This is a genomic window from Enterobacter sp. ENT02, assembly GCF_019219165.1.
Lineage (GTDB): Bacteria > Pseudomonadota > Gammaproteobacteria > Enterobacterales > Enterobacteriaceae > Enterobacter > Enterobacter mori.
Map to the genome: position 1 here is coordinate 619,612 of NZ_JAHUWD010000002.1, position 17,795 is coordinate 637,406.

Below are 17,795 nucleotides of genomic sequence, written 5' to 3' on the forward strand. Positions count from 1 at the left end.
TTTTAGGCTCGTAATTAATAAATAAAGCGAGTAAAGTTCACCGCCTCATTTGGGGCGGTGATAGTGTTTTTAGACACATCCAGACATGCTTTTTGTAAATATCTGAAAGTTTTTTGGCCGTCTTGAACTGAAACGTGATAGCCGTCAAACAAACCCAGAGGGAATTATTTTACTCTGTGTAATAAATAAAGGGCGCTTAGATGTCCTGTCCACGGCACGGTACTCCCCCCGGGCCAATGCGTGAAAGCGTAAAAAAAGCACAAATACTCAGGAGCACTCTCAATTATGTTTAAGAATGCATTTGCTAACCTGCAAAAGGTCGGTAAATCGCTGATGCTGCCAGTATCCGTACTGCCTATCGCAGGTATCCTGCTGGGCGTCGGTTCTGCTAACTTCAGCTGGCTGCCAGCCGTAGTTTCCCACGTGATGGCCGAAGCAGGCGGTTCTGTTTTTGCTAACATGCCGCTGATCTTCGCGATCGGTGTTGCTCTGGGCTTCACCAATAACGACGGTGTATCTGCACTGGCTGCAGTGGTTGCCTACGGCATCATGGTGAAAACCATGGCGGTGGTTGCGCCGCTGGTTCTGCATTTACCGGCTGAAGAGATCGCCGCGAAACACCTGGCGGACACCGGTGTTCTGGGCGGTATCATCTCCGGTGCGATTGCAGCGTATATGTTTAACCGCTTCTATCGCATCAAGCTGCCTGAGTATCTCGGCTTCTTCGCGGGCAAGCGTTTCGTTCCGATCATCTCTGGTCTGGCAGCGATTTTCACTGGTGTGATCCTGTCCTTCATCTGGCCACCAATCGGTTCCGCTATTCAGACCTTCTCTCAGTGGGCTGCTTACCAGAACCCGGTTGTGGCGTTCGGTATCTACGGCTTCATCGAGCGCTGCCTGGTACCATTTGGTCTGCACCACATCTGGAACGTTCCATTCCAGATGCAGATTGGTGAATTCACCAACGCAGCAGGTCAGGTATTCCACGGCGATATCCCACGCTACATGGCAGGCGACCCAACTGCAGGCAAACTGTCTGGTGGCTTCCTGTTCAAAATGTACGGTCTGCCGGCTGCTGCGATTGCAATCTGGCACTCTGCTAAACCAGAGAACCGTGCAAAAGTGGGCGGTATCATGATCTCCGCAGCGCTGACCTCGTTCCTGACCGGTATCACCGAGCCGATCGAGTTCTCCTTCATGTTCGTTGCGCCGATCCTGTACATCATCCACGCTGTACTGGCTGGCCTGGCGTTCCCAATCTGTATCCTGCTGGGTATGCGTGACGGTACGTCCTTCTCTCACGGTCTGATCGACTTCATCGTTCTGTCCGGTAACAGCAGCAAACTGTGGCTGTTCCCAATCGTGGGTGCGTGCTATGCCGTTGCTTACTACACCATCTTCCGCGTGCTGATCAAAGCACTGGACCTGAAAACTCCGGGTCGTGAAGATGCAACTGAAGACAGCAAAGCAGGCGTGACCAGCGAAATGGCTCCAGCACTGGTAGCCGCGTTCGGTGGTAAAGAGAACATCACTAACCTGGACGCGTGTATTACTCGTCTGCGTGTGAGCGTTGCCGATGTCGCAAAAGTTGACCAGCCGGGCCTGAAAAAATTGGGCGCAGCAGGTGTTGTTGTTGCAGGTTCTGGTGTTCAGGCAATCTTCGGTACCAAATCCGATAACCTGAAAACCGAAATGGATGAGTACATCCGCAACAACTAAGTTGTGATGTGGGGAGACTGAGGCAGCCGAATGGCTGCCTTTTTTATTTGTGCGGCCTGTTCAGCCCGGTGGCGGCTACGCCTTACCGGGCCTACGTGAAACGAATCGTCATCCGGCGAGAAGCGCGAACAAAAAAGGGAGCCATTCGGCTCCCTATTAATACGTCTGAGCGATCAGAACTGGTAGCTTGCCGTTACGCTGACGTTTCGGGGTTCACCATAAACCAGTGAGCCCTGAACGTTGGTATCGTAAGTCTTGTCGAACAGGTTGTTCAGATTCCCCTGCAGAGAAAAGTTCTTCGTGACCTGATAGCGGGTGAAGAGATCAACCAGCGCATAGCTGCCTTGTTCCGCGCGCCACGTGCCGTAAGGTGTGGCAACGTCGCTGTAAACGCGGTTTTGCCAGTTAACACCGCCACCCACGGTCAGCGCAGGCATCGCTGGCAGACGGTAACTGGTGAACAGTTTAACCGTCGTGCGCGGTAGGTAAGGGTTAACGTCTTTACCGTCGCTGTCTTCAGCCAGGTAGCGCGTCGCGCCAAAGGTCATTTGCCAGTTGTCCGTCAGCGCGCCGTTAATTTCAAATTCAACGCCTTTACTTACTGTGCCGTCTACGCCTTCATAAGCGGTATCGGTTGACCCCTGAATCACGCGCCCCGTACTCTGCGCCACGTTATCCTGCTCGATGCGGAAGACAGAGAGCGTTGTGGTCAGTCGGCTGTTCATCCAGTCCGACTTCAGGCCCACTTCATAATTGTTGCCGGTGATTGGGTCGAGATACCTGCCGGTGCTGTCACGGTAGTTCTGTGGCTGGAAGATGGAGGTATAGCTGGCATAGGCAGACCAGTTATCATCAATGTCATAGACAAGACCCGCATACGGCGTGGTATGGTTTTTTTCCATACCATAAGTCATCGTGTTGACGCTCCAGTTCGTATAGCGGGCACCGAGAATCAAATGCAGAGGATCGGCCAACGAAATGCGCGTCGCGGCGTAGAGCGATTTCATATTCGTTTTGTCGTCCTGGGCCAGCGCCTGCGATCCCCAGTTTGTTTCCGGGAAATGGCCATCATAGTCGTAGAAATTACCGAGTTCGTCCGGATATACGTTCGCCCACGCGTTGGTGTAACGGTTCGTTTGACGACTGAAGCTGCCTCCGAACATCACGGTATGCTGGCGGCCAAACAGGTCATAGCCACCATCAGCAAACAGATCGACAGCATCGACCTTACGCTTCCCGCTGTTCCAGCCCGTCCCGCCGATATAGCCGTAGTCCGGTCCATAATTCGAATAAGGCCCAACCAGCATGCCGGTTGATTTGTCCACATAAGCGTCAAGGTACAGGGCTTTACTGTCGAACTTGGCCTCGGTATGGGTGGCATTCAGCGTGGCCTGCCAGGTGTCGGCAAAGCGTTGCTTGAAGGTGGCGAAAACTTTGTTGAACTCTTTGTCGTTATAGGCCCAATCTGGCGCGGTGCTGTGGGCGCGATCGTAATGCCTTACGCTACCGTCCGTGTTCCAGCGCGGTAAGCCGCCCCAGGTCTGGTTGTTTACGTCAATGCGCTGATATTCGTAACCAGCCGAAAATGAGGTGGTATCGCCCAGGTCCGCATCAAGAATGCCGGAGAAGAACGTTTTCTTTTGATTGTAGTTATCGAGCCAGGAGTCATTATCCTGATAGCCAGCCACGATCCGACCGCGTACATTCCCGTCATCCGTTAACGGGCTTTGCAGATCCATGACGTAACGCTGTTTGTTCCAGCTGCCGTATTCCGCAGACAGATTGCCTTTGAACTCGCGGCTGGTGGCATGTTTACGCACCATGTTGATCGCTGCCGACGGGTTACCCGTGCCCGTCATCAAGCCGGTCGCCCCACGCACCACTTCCACGCGCTCAAACAGGGCGGTATCCGAGAGGGCATCCCCGAGGTTCCAGCGAGATTCGAAATAGGTGGGGATACCATCAATCATGTAGTTGTCGATCTCGAAACCACGTGAGTAATAGCTGCTGCGATCGGAGTCTGCGGTGTTTTTGCTGATCCCCATCGTGTTATCCATCACATCTCCCAGCGTTTGCAGCTGCTGATCTTCCATACGTTGTTCACTGACAATGGAGACTGACTGGGGGATATCGCGCTGGACCATCTGCATTTTGGTGCCGATGGTGGTGGTTTTGACGCTGTAGTCCTGCTCTTCGCTGGACGCGTCTGGCTGGGAAGTACCGTCAACGACGAGTGTTTCCTCGTTTGGTGCGGCGAAACTTACGGTTGGCATCAGTGCCATAGCAATGCAGGCTGCCAGCAACGAAGGCGTTGCAACAGGCTGACGTTGCCCATCCCTGGTATGATTAATGAAAGACATCATCAAACCCTTAGTGAATGGTGAAGGTTGTATGCGTCAGTCCCTTAACCGGGCTGGCGTCGTATTCTTTGTTAAAAACGCGCATGAAAATGCAAATGCGAAATATACGCATTGTTATTAGCACTGTAAACAGATGTTTCGGACGAAACTGAAATAATGTTTCAGAGGAAAAATGTCGTCTGGCGGTCACTCTCCCGCCAGCTGGTGAGGGATCGGGAAAGAAATCGAGGGAGAAGGTTGAAAGGACAGGAGAAACTCGCTCATACTCTTGCGTTGTATCACACTGTCGTAAAGACTGTATGTGTGAATAGCGGACGCATCACGCCAGATTAATCAAAAAAGGAAAAGGTCATGGCCGAAGAAACGATTTTCAGTAAAATTATCCGCCGCGAAATCCCGTCGGATATCGTCTTTCAGGATGAGCTGGTGACGGCTTTTCGGGACATTTCACCTCAGGCGCCGACGCATATCCTTATCATTCCAAATATTCTGATTCCTACCGTCAATGATGTGAAAACCGAGCATGAAGTGGCGTTAGGCCGTATGCTAACGGTAGCCGCGAAAATTGCTGAGCAGGAAGGCATCGCTGAAGACGGCTATCGTTTGATCATGAACTGCAATCGCCACGGCGGTCAGGAAGTTTATCATATCCATATGCATCTTCTGGGTGGGCGACCACTGGGACCGATGCTGGCACATAAAGGTCTTTGACATGTTAAGAGGGCGTATTGCAGCGCTGATGATAACGCTGGTGATAGCAGGGTGCAGTGCGCGTCCTGCGATCCCCGTCAGCGACGAACAGACGCTGGTGATGGAGTCCTCAGTCCTTGCTGCAGGCATTACGGCAGAGCAGCCTTCGCTGACCATTAGCGAAATCCAACCTTCTGCCTCCTCTACGCTCTATAACGAAAGACATGAGCCAGTGACGGTACATTACCGCTTCTACTGGTATGACGTAAGAGGTCTTGAAATGCATCCGCTTGAGGCGCCGCGTAGCGTGACTATTCCGGCAAGATCGTCGGTGACGCTCTATGGCAGCGCTAACTATTTGGGTGCACATAAGGTGAGACTTTATCTTTATCTGTAAGGGGTGATCCTTGATTAAAAATATGAGCCGTTATGTGCTCTTAAGTGCGTTTGCACTTTTCCTCGCAGGGTGTGTGACGCGTACAGAACAGCCTGCGCCAGTGGATGAGGCGAAACCGGGTACGGAACAGCCGACACAGCCAACGCAGCCGGTGCCAACGGTGCCTTCTGTCCCGACCATTCCGGCGCAGCCTGGCCCAATTGAGCACCCGGACCAAACTTCACAGCCTGCGCCGCGCGTGCGTCACTATGACTGGAATGGCGCAATGCAGCCTATGGTGGGCAAAATGTTGCAGGCTCAGGGCGTGACGCCGGGAAGCGTACTGTTGGTGGATAGCGTAAATAACCGCACCAATGGTTCACTCAACGCGGGCGAAGCGACGGAAACGCTGCGTAATGCGTTAGCAAACAACGGCAAATTTACCCTGGTCTCGACACAGCAGCTGGCAGTAGCCAAACAGCAGTTGGGCTTGTCGCCGCAGGATAGCCTGGGCTCGCGCAGCAAAGCGATAGGCATTGCGCGCAACGTTGGCGCTCAGTATGTCCTCTATTCTAACGCCACCGGTAATGTGAACACGCCTTCGCTGCAGATGCAGCTGATGCTGGTTCAGACGGGTGAAATAATCTGGTCAGGTAAAGGTGCCGTTACGCAACAATAGCTGCACGCGTGACGAGATTCTGACGCGTTATTTTCCTCAGTATCGCCTTATCGCGCCGCAGGCCCACTCCGGGCTTGGCGGCGCGAGCTGCATCATTGAGCAGGGCGAACAGCGGCTGGTGCTGCGACAGCATCACGATCTCTCTGCCCCTGCATCCCACTTTCGCCGACAGTTTCGTACGCTGAGGTGCTTGCCTGCGGATCTCGTGCCGAAGCCCTGTTTTTTTACGCAGGGCTGGATGGCGGTAGAGTATCTTGCGGGGGAGATCAAAAGCACGCTTCCGCATACTCCCGCGCTCGCCGCGATGCTGTATCATCTTCACCGCCAGCCTTGCCTGGGATGGCGGGTCACGCTGTTACCGCTGCTGGAAAAATACTGGCAGCAGGCCTCGCCCGACAGACGAACGCCATTCTGGCTTGCGCAGCTTAAACGGATGCGAAAGCGAGGGGAACCGCAACCCTTACGGCTTTCGCCGTTGCATATGGACGTCCACGCCGGGAATATTGTACACACGCCCGCGGGAGCCAGGCTCATCGACTGGGAGTATGCCGGAGATGGCGACGTGGCGCTGGAGCTGGCGGCGGTCTGGATGCCGGAAGATGGCTCCCGTGAGCAGCTTATAATGGCCTATGCCCGTGAAGCGCAGATGGATGCGTTGACGCTTATGCGGCAGGTCAGGCGCTGGCGACCCTGGGTATTCATGCTGATGGCGGGCTGGTTTGAAATGCGCTATCAGCAATCAAACGACAAACACTTTATTACGCTGGCAGATGACGTCTGGCGTCAGTTACAAACTAAAGGATAAGAGAGGTTCGTGTGGGTCCAGTCATGTTGGATGTCGAAGGGTTTGAGCTGGATGCGGAGGAGCGCGACATTCTGGCGCATCCGCTGGTAGGGGGGCTGATTCTGTTTACCCGCAACTACCACGATCCGGCGCAATTGCGCGAACTGGTTCGTCAGATCCGCGCGGCGTCCCGTAACCATCTGGTGGTCGCGGTGGATCAGGAAGGCGGGCGCGTGCAGCGCTTCCGCGAGGGGTTCACCCGCTTGCCTGCCGCACAATCTTTTGCTGCGCTGCTGGGTACAGAAGAGGGCGGTAAACTGGCGCAGGATGCTGGCTGGCTGATGGCGAGCGAAATGATTGCGATGGATATCGACATCAGCTTTGCTCCCGTTCTGGATGTGGGCCATATCAGCGCGGCGATTGGCGAGCGTTCATACCATGAAGATCCGCGCATTGCGCTGGCAATAGCCACCCGTTTTATCGACGGCATGCACGCAGCAGGCATGAAAACCACCGGCAAACACTTCCCGGGACATGGCGCAGTGACGGCAGATTCTCACAAAGAGACGCCGCGCGATCCGCGTCCGGAAGCGGAAATCCGTGCTAAAGATATGTCGGTGTTCCGTTCGCTTATCACCGATAACAAGCTTGATGCCATCATGCCTGCACACGTGATTTACAGTGATGTCGACCCGCGCCCGGCCAGCGGTTCACCGCACTGGCTGAAAACGGTGCTGCGTCAGGAGCTCGGTTTTAACGGCGTGATTTTCTCCGACGATCTGTCGATGGAAGGGGCGGCAATTATGGGCAGCTACGCGGAGCGCGGGCAGGCATCCCTGGACGCAGGTTGCGATATGATCCTCGTCTGCAATAATCGTAAAGGGGCCGTCAGCGTGTTGGATAACCTGTCGCCGATCAAAGCAGAGCGTGTTACACAATTGTATCATAAAGGTTCATTTAGCCGTCAGGAGCTGATGGATTCGGCGCGCTGGAAGACGGTCAACGCCCAGCTTGAAGCACTGAATGAGCGCTGGCAGGCACATAAAGCCAGCCTGTAAACCCTCCCGGAAGGCGTAGCGTGGTGAGAAGACAATGATCATCTATTTACACGGTTTTGACTCAAACAGTCCTGGTAATCATGAGAAGGTGCTGCAGCTGCAGTTTATCGACCCGGATGTACGGCTGATCAGTTACAGCACGCGTCATCCGAAGCATGATATGCAGCATCTGCTCAAGGAAGTGGACAAGATGTTACAGCTCAATGTCGATGAACGTCCACTGATCTGCGGCGTGGGGCTGGGGGGCTACTGGGCCGAACGCATTGGCTTCCTGTGCGACATCCGTCAGGTCGTGTTCAATCCCAACCTGTTCCCGAACGAGAACATGGAAGGCAAAATTGACCGCCCGGAAGAGTATGTCGATATTGCCACCAAGTGCGTGAGTAACTTCCGTGAGAAAAACCGCGATCGCTGTTTAGTGATCCTCTCGCGCCAGGATGAGGCACTGAACAGCAGCCGGGCGGCAGAACTGCTGCATCATTACTATGAAATTGTCTGGGACGAGGAACAGACCCACAAGTTCAAGAATATCTCCCCACATCTGCAGCGTATCAAAGCCTTCAAAACGCTGGGCTAAGCCACAGCCTGCCACCCGAAACCCGGTACGCCTTTGCGACCGGGTTTCTTTTTGTCCAGAATTGTCTACTTTTAAGCCATCAAAACTTGATGCATATCAATTTTGGTATGACCAATGCGCCTGACGTGTTATTCTCAATTCACCTGAATGGTTTCAGTGCTGTAACCTATTGTTAATTAAGGGTTATTTTTATAACTTTTACTTAACAATTGGTTAATAATTTGAGGGGGTCACGTTGACTACGCCATTGAAAAAGATAGTGATTGTAGGCGGTGGTGCTGGCGGGCTGGAGCTGGCCACACAGCTGGGAAAAAAGCTGGGTCGCGGCAAAAAAGCCAAAATTACGCTGGTGGATCGCAACCATAGCCACCTGTGGAAACCGCTGCTGCACGAAGTGGCGACCGGTTCGCTGGATGAGGGCGTCGATGCGCTGAGCTATCTGGCGCATGCGCGCAATCACCATTTCCAGTTCCAGCTGGGATCCGTGGTGGATATCAACCGTGAAAGCAAAACCATTACACTGGCCGAACTGCGTGATGAAAAAGGCGAACTGCTGGTTCCTGAACGCAAGCTGGCGTATGACACGCTGGTCATGGCGCTGGGCAGTACCTCTAACGACTTCAACACGCCGGGCGTGAAAGAGCACTGTATCTTCCTCGATAACCCGCACCAGGCGCGTCGTTTCCATCAGGAAATGCTAAACCTGTTCCTGAAGTACACCAGCAATATGGGTGCCAATGGCAAGGTGAACATTGCTATTGTCGGCGGCGGCGCGACGGGCGTTGAGCTGTCTGCAGAGCTGCACAACGCGGTGAAACAGCTGCACAGCTACGGTTATAAAGGGCTGACTAACGAAGCGCTGAACGTGACGCTGGTTGAAGCCGGTGAACGCATTCTGCCTGCGCTGCCGCCACGTATTTCCGGTGCGGCGCACAATGAACTCACCAAACTGGGCGTGCGGGTGCTGACGCAGACCATGGTGACCAGCGCTGACGAAGGCGGCCTGCATACTAAGGACGGCGAGTATATCAAAGCGGATCTGATGGTCTGGGCGGCGGGTATCAAAGCGCCTGATTTCATGAAAGAGATCGGCGGGCTGGAAACCAACCGCATTAACCAGCTGGTGACAGAGCCGACGCTGCAAACCACGCGCGACCCGGAAATCTTCGCTATTGGAGACTGTGCATCCTGTGCGCGCCCTGAAGGTGGGTTCGTGCCGCCGCGCGCTCAGGCCGCTCACCAGATGGCGAGTCTGGTGCTGCACAACATCCTGGCGCAGTACAAAGGAAAACCGATGAAGGCGTATGTCTATAAAGACCACGGTTCGCTGGTGTCACTGTCTAACTTCTCTACCGTGGGTAGCCTGATGGGTAACCTGATGCGCGGCTCGATGATGGTAGAAGGGCGCATTGCACGCTTCGTGTATATCTCCCTTTACCGTATGCATCAGATTGCACTGCACGGCTACTTCAAAACCGGTCTGATGATGCTGGTCGGCAGAATCAACCGCGTGATCCGCCCTCGACTGAAGCTGCACTGATATTTCTCTCCCTCCGGGCCATCCGGAGGGGGTTTTTAGCATTTCATGCTGTACATCACACTTTGCGTGCTTAAGAGTTCTCTCAAACACGATATCTCTCCCCCAGACGGCCATTTTTTAATCCTTTGTCTTATTGGCGAGGACTGACCCCTGTTGCAAAATAGTTTCCAATAGCAACAAAGGAGGAAGTCCCGTGAATAAATCAATGTTGGCGGGTATAGGGATTGGCGTCGCTGCTGCGCTAGGTGTGGCTGCCGTAGCCGGTCTCAACGTACTTGATCGTGGCCCGCAGTATGCGCAGGTCGTTTCCGCTACCCCGATTAAAGAAACCGTGAAAACCCCTCGTCAGGAGTGCCGTAACGTCTCTGTGACTCACCGTCGTCCGGTGCAGGATGAAAACCGCATTGCCGGTTCAGTTCTCGGTGCCGTAGCCGGCGGCGTGATTGGTCATCAGTTTGGTGGCGGACGAGGCAAAGATGTGGCGACGGTCGTGGGTGCGCTGGGTGGCGGCTATGCCGGTAATCAGGTGCAGGGCGCAATGCAGGACAACGATACGTACACCACCACACAGCAGCGCTGCAAAACCGTTTATGACAAGTCCGAAAAAATGCTGGGCTATGACGTAACCTACAAAATTGGCGACCAGCAGGGCAAAATCCGCATGGATAAAGACCCTGGCACCCAGATCCCTCTGGACAACAATGGTCAGCTGGTACTGAACAACAAAGTGTAAAAAAGATGTTCTCTGAACTTAGCTCCTCATGCGCTCAGGCTGAGGAGCTTTTTTTTTGCCTTAAAGTTTAAGCAGTTCAGGCCACAGACGCAGTGTGGTTTGCGTAATACTCTGCAGTTTTTCAAGCGTAGCCCCTTCACGGGCGCTGATGGACATACCCTGTAAAATACAGCTCAGGTATTGCGCCAGCTCCTGCGGGCGGCAGTGCGCCGGGATTTCACCGCGCTGCTGCCGCTGGGCCAGAAACGTACTTAACGTCTCCTCCTGCATGGCATGGCGTGATTTCACCGTATTGGCAATCTCTTTAGATGAAGCAGCAAGCGTGGCGGAGGTGTTGATCATAAAGCAGCCCGCGGGTGTGTCTTTGCTGGTAAAGCAGGTCGCGACGGCGCAGAAATAGTCCTGCAACGCCTGTTCAACGCTTTTCTCTTCGCAAAAAAGCTGTGCTTCGTGTTTTGCCGCAAAGCGCGAGATGTATCTGTCCAGCACTGCCCTGAACAGCCCCTCTTTATTGGTAAATTCCGCATACAGCGTGGGGGCCTTGGCGCCGGTCGCTTCTACCAGATCGGAAAGCGAGGTCGCTTCGTACCCATGCTGCCAGAAGAGTGTCATGGCCTTATCGAGCGCCGCATCCCTGTCGAACACTTTTGGTCGGCCACGGCTTTTCTTTGCGCAACTCGTGACTTCGGTTGTCATTTGCCGTTGGTCCTCAGTTGGTTTGTTGAATGACCATTATAAAAATAAACCTATCCCGCGACCAGCGTAGTTTGCTTAAAAATAAATTAATCATATGGGTATGAAAATTAACGGAAATAAAATTAATTTAACGGTCGTTATAAAAACATGTTGACGTGTGAGCTGGATCACATCTATCATTTACCTATCGATCGTTAAGTAAATAACTTACGACGCCCAATTCATCTGCCTAAAGGTAAAAATCATGAAAAACGTAAAAACCCTGATCGCTGCTGCTGTACTTAGCTCACTCTCTTTCGCAAGCTTCGCCGCTGTAGAAGTACAATCTACTCCTGCTGACCAACAAAAAGTGGGTACCATCTCTGCAAACGCGGGGACAAACCTGGGCTCTCTGGAAGATCAACTGGCGCAGAAAGCGGATGAGATGGGTGCGAAATCATTCCGTATCACCTCAGTGACCGGCCCTAACACCCTGCACGGTACTGCTGTTATCTATAAATAAGCCTGGCTAAACCCTCATTTATGCCACTGCTATAAAAAACGCCCTGCATTTGCAGGGCGTTTTTGTTGGTACTTACATTGACTGCGGAGTGACATTTCCATGTCGCGTGACGTCAATTGGCATTCCTGACCGGGCTTCCATCGCGCGCTCCATCACCACGCTATCGGTGTTCGTATTCGATTTAAAGCTCACCATCGCGGCATTCAGTGGAATGGGCAGCGTCTGCGGATCGTCACCGAGGTGTTTTGATAATGGCTGGTGAATTTCGACCAACCGTACGCCACCGGGCTCTTCCGAGGCCTTAATCGGCGTATTGATAATATTCACTTTTGTGCCTGGCGTGATCACGCTATAGAGCGTCTTGATGTCGTCATCGCGCAGACGAATACACCCGGAGCTGACTCGCATACCGATGCCGAAATCCGCATTCGTTCCATGCAGCAGATAAACCCCACCATATGCCGCGAGGCGGATCGCGTGATGACCCATTGGGTTGTCCGGGCCCGCCGGCACGACGGTGGGCAGATCGATACCCTGAGCTTTATAGCGTGCGCGAATATTTGCCGTGGGTGTCCAGGTTGGGTTAGCACGTTTATCCGACACGGTAGTAACCATGGTTGGCGTCAGTGTGTCCCCGCCCAGCTGGCCGATACCGATTGGATAAACGGTCACTTCTTTTTTACCCGGCGGATAATAGTAAAGTCGAAGCTCGGCAAGGTTAATCACGATCCCCTGTCGTGGTGCATCAGGAAGAATGGTCTGAAGCGGGATGGTCAGCACGCTGCCAGCACGCGGCACGTAAGGATCGACACCGGGGTTGGCCTGCAGCAAGGCCAGGAAGCCGACGTTATATTTTTTGGCAATGGCCTCCAGCGAACCCCCGTTATCTTCAACAACATGAAAACGGTTTTGCCCGACAACGTTGCTGCCAGGGGGGGGAAGGGGCCAGGTGTTTGCGCGTGCAGGCAGCGCAACGGCTACCGTAGCGGCAAGCGCAAGCAGGGTGATCCAGCGAGTTAAACGCGAAGCGGTCATTATCATAATCCCTATAAATGATAAGGTTATTGTTTTATAAAGGGTTAATGATAATTATGGCGAAGAGGTGTGTCGGGAAGATCGGGTGAAGTGCAAAGAGTTTGTAAATTCTCCCCCGTCAGCCAGGCGCTAACGGGGGAGAAGATTACGCGATAGCGTTCTCTTCAAGCTGGCGCATAAAGTTGCGCACCCAGTCCATGCGGGTTTTGCGTTCTGTCAGTTCCTGAGTAAAACGCAGACGCGTCGGGCCGTCCAGGCGGAAGTGCTGCGGCTGTTTTTGCAGCAAACCAATCAACCACATTGGATCGACATGGTTTTTTTCCGCGAACTCAATCACGCCGCCTTTTTCATTCCCTTCGAGCTTACGAATGCCCAGCTTTTGCGCCTGCTGACGAAGCCGCGCAATATCCAGCAGATTTCGCGCGGCATCCGGCAGCAGCCCGAAGCGGTCGATCAGCTCCACCTTAATCTCTTCCAGCTCGTTTTCTTTTTTCGCGCTGGCGATACGTTTGTAGAATGACAGACGGGTATTCACATCAGGAATGAAATCATCCGGCAGCAGGGAAGGCATACGCAATTCCACCTCGGTCTGCTGGCTGGTCAAATCTTCCAGCGACGGCTCGCGTCCGGCCTTCAGCGCATCGACGGCATTTTCCAGCAGTTCCATATAGAGCGAGAAGCCGATGGTCTCCATCGAGCCGCTCTGGTCTTCACCCAGCAGTTCACCGGCACCGCGGATCTCGAGATCGTGTGTCGCCAGCGCAAAGCCTGCGCCAAGGTCTTCCAGTGACGCGATGGCTTCCAGACGCTTTTGCGCGTCGGTGGTCATCGCTTTAGGATGCGGCGTCAGCAGCCAGGCGTAGGCCTGATGATGCGAACGCCCGACGCGACCGCGCAACTGGTGCAGCTGCGCCAGACCAAAGTGATCCGCGCGTTCAATAATGATCGTGTTCGCGGTCGGGATATCAATACCGGTTTCAATGATGGTGGTACACACCAGCACGTTGAAGCGCTGGTGGTGGAAATCATTCATCACCCGCTCCAGCTCGCGCTCGCGCATCTGTCCGTGACCGATAGCGATACGCGCTTCCGGCACCAGCTCCGCCAGCCTGTCCGCCGCTTTTTGAATGTTTTCCACGTCGTTGTAGAGGTAGTACACCTGACCGCCGCGCAGCACTTCACGCAGGATCGCTTCGCGCACCACCAGATTGTCATATTCGCGGACAAAGGTTTTTACCGCCAGACGGCGCGCCGGTGGCGTGGCGATAATCGACAGATCGCGCATGCCGCTCATCGCCATGTTCAGCGTACGCGGGATAGGCGTTGCGGTCAGGGTCAGAATGTCGACGTCGGCGCGCATCGCTTTGATGCGCTCCTTATGGCGCACCCCGAAGCGGTGCTCTTCGTCGACGATCAGCAGCCCCAGATCTTTCCACTTCACGTCGCTTTGTAGCAGCTTGTGGGTGCCGATCAGGATATCGATTTTACCTTCACTTGCCTGTTCAAGAATTTGCGTCTGCTCTTTAGCGCTGCGAAAACGCGACAGCATCTCGATACGCACTGGCCAGTTGGCAAAGCGGTCGCGGAAGTTGTCGAAGTGCTGCTGGGCAAGCAGGGTAGTAGGCACCAGCACCGCCACCTGCTTGTTATTCTCAACGGCCAGGAAAGCGGCGCGCATCGCGACTTCAGTTTTACCGAAGCCCACATCACCGCACACTAAGCGGTCCATCGCCAGCGGCTGGCACATGTCGCTCAGCACCGCGTTAATGGCCTGCGCCTGATCCGGCGTGGTTTCAAACGGGAAACTGTCGCAGAACAGCTGATACTGCTCTTTATCATGCTTAAACGCATAACCTTCTTTGGCCGCGCGCTGGGCATAGATGTCCAGCAGCTCGGCCGCCACGTCGCGCACTTTTTCCGCCGCCTTCTGGCGCGCGCGCGCCCAGGCGTCGCCGCCCAGCTTGTGCAGCGGTGCATTATCTTCGGCACCGCCTGCATAGCGGCTGATCAGGTGCAGGGACGAGACCGGCACATAGAGTTTGGCGTCGTTGGCGTAGGTCAGCATCAGGTATTCGCCTTTGATGCCGCCCGCTTCAAGGGTGGTCATCCCCTGGTAGCGTCCGACGCCGTGCTCGAGGTGAACAATCGGCTGGCCCGGATGCAGTTCGGCCAGGTTACGGATCAGCGTGTCCGGGTTGATGGTGCGACGGCTATCCTGACGGCGGCGCGCCACGCGCTCGCCGAGAAGGTCGCTTTCGCAAATTAGCGCCAGGTTGTTGAGCGCGTCGATAAACCCATGCTCAGCGGCACCGATCATCAGATAGCGGCCCGTTCCGGTGGCATCGTCCAGCCGCAAAATGCGCTTTGGCGCGATCTTGATGCGGCCAAGCAGTTCGCCTAACGCTTCGCGACGACCTTCGCTCTCAACGGAGAACACCACCGGCCCGGTAAAGGATTCCAGGAACTTGCGCAGATTATCCAGCGGGGATTTTTGCTGCGCCTGAACGGAGAGGTCCGGCAGCGTTTGGAACGCCAGGTTGGTATTGGCCGCTTTATCCGCGAGCGAGTCGGTTCTGAGCTGCATGCGCGGCCAGCGCTTCAGTTCGGCGTTGAGCTCGTCGGTGCGCAGCCAAAGCGTTTCCGGCGGCAGCAGCGGACGCATCGGATCCACGCCACGGTTTTCGAAGCGAGCGCGGGTTTCACTTTCAAAGCGGCTGGCGCTGGCCTCGATATCCCCGGTGTTTACAATCAGCGTGTTCGCCGGGAAATAGCTGAACAGCGCGGGTAGCGGCTCGTTGAAGAACAGGGGCTGCCAGTATTCGATCCCGGCAGGCAGCGTGCCTTTGCTGACCTGCTGATAAATGTGCTCGGCATCGCGCTTCACGTCGAACCTGTCGCGCCACTGGCTGCGGAACAGCTCGATAGCGGTTTTGTCCGTCGGGAATTCATGTGCGGGCAGCAGGTTGATGGATTCCACTTCTTCCAGCGTGCGCTGCGTGTCGGCGTCGAACACGCGCAGGCTGTCGATTTCATCATCAAAGAAATCCAGGCGGTACGGCTGGTCGCTGCCCATTGGGTAAAGATCGAGCAGCGCGCCGCGGGTGGCGTATTCCCCATGCTCCATCACCTGATCGACATGGCGATAACCGGCACCGTCAAGCTGCGCGCGCAGGGCATCCCGCGACAGGCGCTGGCCTTTTTTCATCACCAGCGCGTGGCCGTGAAGATAGCTGTGCGGGCAGACGCGCTGCATCAGCGTATTGACCGGCACAATTAACACGCCGCGCTGCATGGTCGGAAGCTGATACAGCGTTGACAGGCGTGAAGAGATGATCTCCTGATGCGGGGAGAAGCTGTCATACGGCAGCGTTTCCCAGTCGGCGAGGCTGGACACCAGGCTATCGGTAAATTGACGGATTTCGTCATGCAGGCGCAGGGCATTTTGCATATCCGGGGCAACCAACACCACCGGGCCGGGATGGCGCTCAGCGATTTCTGCCACCAGCGTGGCGCACGCCGCGCCCGTGAGTTCGCCCAGCTGGCGTTGGTCGCCTGCTTTTACAGGCAAGGTAAAGCGATAGTGTTCAGGCATGGCTATGTCAGAGTCTCTTATGGATATACCAACAGTATTGGGGCATATCACTGATACGCAATGTCTTTATTATCCTCGATCGCTTTGCATTAGCAAATCGTAAGCGTATGGGAGGCAATTCGCCCCCGAAAAGGGGGCGGAGAGGGCATCAACGGGTAGCGGTTGATGGGGAGAGCGTAGCGGGTGGGGAGAAAAAGACATCGCCAAAGAGAGAGGTGGAAATCTTGCGTATGCCAAGCCCTACAAGGGTGCAGACCAGCAGGCTAGCGAACGGATAGACCAGAATCAGCGTTAACTCGGCCCACACCGGCCAGTACGCGGCATTCATTTCACCAATCAGGCACAGGCTAAAAGCCTCTATCAAAATGCGATGCGTGGTGTAAATCGCAATGGTATTCGAACCCACCACATTCAGCAGGTTTCCTGGATGGACGGCATAACGTTGCTCAACGCTGTAGAAAAGCTTCATGATCAGTACAATCGACAGCAATGAGAGCGGGAGAGGGACGTTTGCAAACCACAGCACCACGGATACCGCTCCGAACGCGACCAGCGCCAGCCAGACGCGACCTATTTCCAGCCCCTTCATCCAGGCCATAAGCTGGGCACCGTACCACGCGCCCAGGCTGTAGTAGATCATATTACGCACGACGCTGTTCATTCCCCACCACGGCAGCGGCAGGAAGTTAATGGCAATGCTCGCCAGCGCCAGCAGGCCCAGAACAGGCAGCTTCCAGCGGCTCAGCAGTTTGCACAGGGTGAAATAGACTACCAGGGCATACAGATACCACAGGCTGGTGCTGGCAGTGAGCATACCCAGAATAAAGCCCGAGACAGAGTCGGCGTAGGCCGCATTCGAGGACGTTGCCAGTTCACGTTCCGGTGCGAGCCAGGCATTGAGGTGGGTCAGCGCCTGCCACTGAAGTATTCCCCATAGCGCCAGCACCCAGACGATGCTCCAGATGCGCTTGTCGAGGCTGGTGCGCCAGTCTACTTCATCAATATATCGGCGGATCAGAAAGCCGGAGATAAAGAAGAACACCGGCATGCGGAAGGGTGCGAGATACAGGTTAAAATAGACCCAGCATTTGGCGAGAAGCCCTGACAGCGGATGCTGCAGCCCGCTGAGATGAGGATAAAAGGTGATGACCGAGTGGTAAATCACCACCAGGCAGATGCACAGCCCCTTTATCTGATTAATCCATAATGCTTTTTGTTTCATCGGTAACCAATACCTGTTTTGCCATAAACGAACGGGCAATTGTTCTAAAACGACAGCGAGATGTAACGGGTAACTGTCTGTATCGGGACGTTTTTCGGAAAAGGTGGAGGGTGTGCAGAGAAGAAACCGAAAGTACCACCCTGATTTGTCTGAGTTTTTCGGGAAAATGATTACCAAAGCTTACGGTTTCAGTCATTTACGCTTAACGGATTCGCTTATATACTCGTGGGTC

Annotated in this window: 15 protein-coding genes; 10 read left to right on the forward strand and 5 right to left on the reverse strand. The window is 54.6% G+C overall.

Going from position 1 to position 17,795, the window contains the following annotated elements:
* Positions 1 to 285 precede the first annotated feature (285 nt).
* Complete coding sequence (gene ptsG / locus KW829_RS08895; RefSeq protein ID WP_010429721.1) at positions 286 to 1,719, forward strand: PTS glucose transporter subunit IIBC; 1,434 nt, start codon at positions 286 to 288, stop codon at positions 1,717 to 1,719.
* A 173-nt stretch (positions 1,720 to 1,892) separates the two neighbouring features.
* Here the strand turns inward: ptsG and fhuE are convergent, their stop codons facing one another.
* Entirely contained in the window at positions 1,893 to 4,079 is a 2,187-nt protein-coding gene (gene fhuE, locus KW829_RS08900; protein WP_218308045.1) for a ferric-rhodotorulic acid/ferric-coprogen receptor FhuE, read from the reverse strand.
* A 351-nt stretch (positions 4,080 to 4,430) separates the two neighbouring features.
* Between fhuE and hinT the strand changes: the two genes are divergently transcribed.
* From hinT to KW829_RS08940, 8 genes are all read left to right on the forward strand, one after another.
* Entirely contained in the window at positions 4,431 to 4,790 is a 360-nt protein-coding gene (hinT, locus tag KW829_RS08905; protein ID WP_010429724.1) for a purine nucleoside phosphoramidase, read from the forward strand.
* Position 4,791: 1 nt separating this feature from the next.
* Positions 4,792 to 5,166 (forward strand): YcfL family protein, encoded by a 375-nt coding sequence (locus tag KW829_RS08910; RefSeq protein ID WP_010429726.1) that lies wholly within the window; start codon positions 4,792 to 4,794, stop codon positions 5,164 to 5,166.
* Between the two features lie 10 nt (positions 5,167 to 5,176).
* The gene (gene lpoB, locus KW829_RS08915; protein ID WP_089599887.1) at positions 5,177 to 5,824 is read left to right on the forward strand and encodes a penicillin-binding protein activator LpoB; all 648 of its coding nucleotides are present in this window, start codon (positions 5,177 to 5,179) and stop codon (positions 5,822 to 5,824) included.
* A complete protein-coding gene (gene thiK / locus KW829_RS08920; protein WP_218308046.1) occupies positions 5,805 to 6,629 on the forward strand; it encodes a thiamine kinase in 825 nt (274 codons plus the stop codon). Before lpoB ends, thiK begins: the two co-directional genes overlap by 20 nt.
* 11 nt (positions 6,630 to 6,640) lie before the next feature.
* Positions 6,641 to 7,666, forward strand: a complete 1,026-nt coding sequence (gene nagZ / locus KW829_RS08925) for a beta-N-acetylhexosaminidase (protein WP_089599889.1) — start codon at positions 6,641 to 6,643, stop codon at positions 7,664 to 7,666.
* Between the two features lie 34 nt (positions 7,667 to 7,700).
* A complete protein-coding gene (gene ycfP, locus KW829_RS08930; RefSeq protein WP_089599890.1) occupies positions 7,701 to 8,243 on the forward strand; it encodes an alpha/beta hydrolase YcfP in 543 nt (180 codons plus the stop codon).
* Positions 8,244 to 8,478: 235 nt separating this feature from the next.
* Complete coding sequence (locus KW829_RS08935) at positions 8,479 to 9,783, forward strand: NAD(P)/FAD-dependent oxidoreductase (protein WP_023335290.1); 1,305 nt, start codon at positions 8,479 to 8,481, stop codon at positions 9,781 to 9,783.
* Between the two features lie 193 nt (positions 9,784 to 9,976).
* Positions 9,977 to 10,516, forward strand: coding sequence for a glycine zipper 2TM domain-containing protein (locus tag KW829_RS08940; RefSeq protein ID WP_029485037.1), 540 nt, complete (start codon positions 9,977 to 9,979; stop codon positions 10,514 to 10,516).
* Between the two features lie 60 nt (positions 10,517 to 10,576).
* Here the strand turns inward: KW829_RS08940 and comR are convergent, their stop codons facing one another.
* The gene (gene comR / locus KW829_RS08945) at positions 10,577 to 11,212 is read right to left on the reverse strand and encodes a TetR family copper-responsive transcriptional repressor ComR (protein ID WP_010429744.1); all 636 of its coding nucleotides are present in this window, start codon (positions 11,210 to 11,212) and stop codon (positions 10,577 to 10,579) included.
* Between the two features lie 244 nt (positions 11,213 to 11,456).
* Here comR and bhsA point away from each other — a divergent pair, with 244 nt between their 5' ends.
* Complete coding sequence (bhsA, locus tag KW829_RS08950) at positions 11,457 to 11,714, forward strand: multiple stress resistance protein BhsA (RefSeq protein WP_006174713.1); 258 nt, start codon at positions 11,457 to 11,459, stop codon at positions 11,712 to 11,714.
* 72 nt (positions 11,715 to 11,786) lie between these two features.
* Here bhsA and KW829_RS08955 read toward each other — a convergent pair whose 3' ends face one another.
* The 3 genes from KW829_RS08955 to KW829_RS08965 all read right to left on the reverse strand — a co-directional run bounded on the left by KW829_RS08955 (position 11,787) and on the right by KW829_RS08965 (position 17,563).
* Positions 11,787 to 12,752: a L,D-transpeptidase family protein gene (locus KW829_RS08955; RefSeq protein WP_029485038.1), complete on the reverse strand. Its 966-nt coding sequence runs from the start codon at positions 12,750 to 12,752 to the stop codon at positions 11,787 to 11,789.
* A gap of 142 nt (positions 12,753 to 12,894) precedes the next feature.
* Positions 12,895 to 16,341, reverse strand: coding sequence for a transcription-repair coupling factor (gene mfd / locus KW829_RS08960; RefSeq protein ID WP_218308047.1), 3,447 nt, complete (start codon positions 16,339 to 16,341; stop codon positions 12,895 to 12,897).
* A 148-nt stretch (positions 16,342 to 16,489) separates the two neighbouring features.
* Positions 16,490 to 17,563 (reverse strand): acyltransferase family protein, encoded by a 1,074-nt coding sequence (locus KW829_RS08965; protein ID WP_089599894.1) that lies wholly within the window; start codon positions 17,561 to 17,563, stop codon positions 16,490 to 16,492.
* Between the last annotated feature and the right edge of the window lie 232 nt (positions 17,564 to 17,795).

Bases quoted from the DNA above. Each gene is read 5' to 3' on its own strand.
- hinT (WP_010429724.1), top strand. From the start codon at position 4,431: ATGGCCGAAGAAACGATTTTCAGTAAAATTATCCGCCGCGAAATCCCG.
- KW829_RS08965 (WP_089599894.1), bottom strand. From the start codon at position 17,563: ATGAAACAAAAAGCATTATGGATTAATCAGATAAAGGGGCTGTGCATC.
- mfd (WP_218308047.1), bottom strand. From the start codon at position 16,341: ATGCCTGAACACTATCGCTTTACCTTGCCTGTAAAAGCAGGCGACCAA.
- ycfP (WP_089599890.1), top strand. From the start codon at position 7,701: ATGATCATCTATTTACACGGTTTTGACTCAAACAGTCCTGGTAATCAT.
- KW829_RS08910 (WP_010429726.1), top strand. From the start codon at position 4,792: ATGTTAAGAGGGCGTATTGCAGCGCTGATGATAACGCTGGTGATAGCA.
- fhuE (WP_218308045.1), bottom strand. From the start codon at position 4,079: ATGTCTTTCATTAATCATACCAGGGATGGGCAACGTCAGCCTGTTGCA.
- ptsG (WP_010429721.1), top strand. From the start codon at position 286: ATGTTTAAGAATGCATTTGCTAACCTGCAAAAGGTCGGTAAATCGCTG.
- bhsA (WP_006174713.1), top strand. From the start codon at position 11,457: ATGAAAAACGTAAAAACCCTGATCGCTGCTGCTGTACTTAGCTCACTC.
- comR (WP_010429744.1), bottom strand. From the start codon at position 11,212: ATGACAACCGAAGTCACGAGTTGCGCAAAGAAAAGCCGTGGCCGACCA.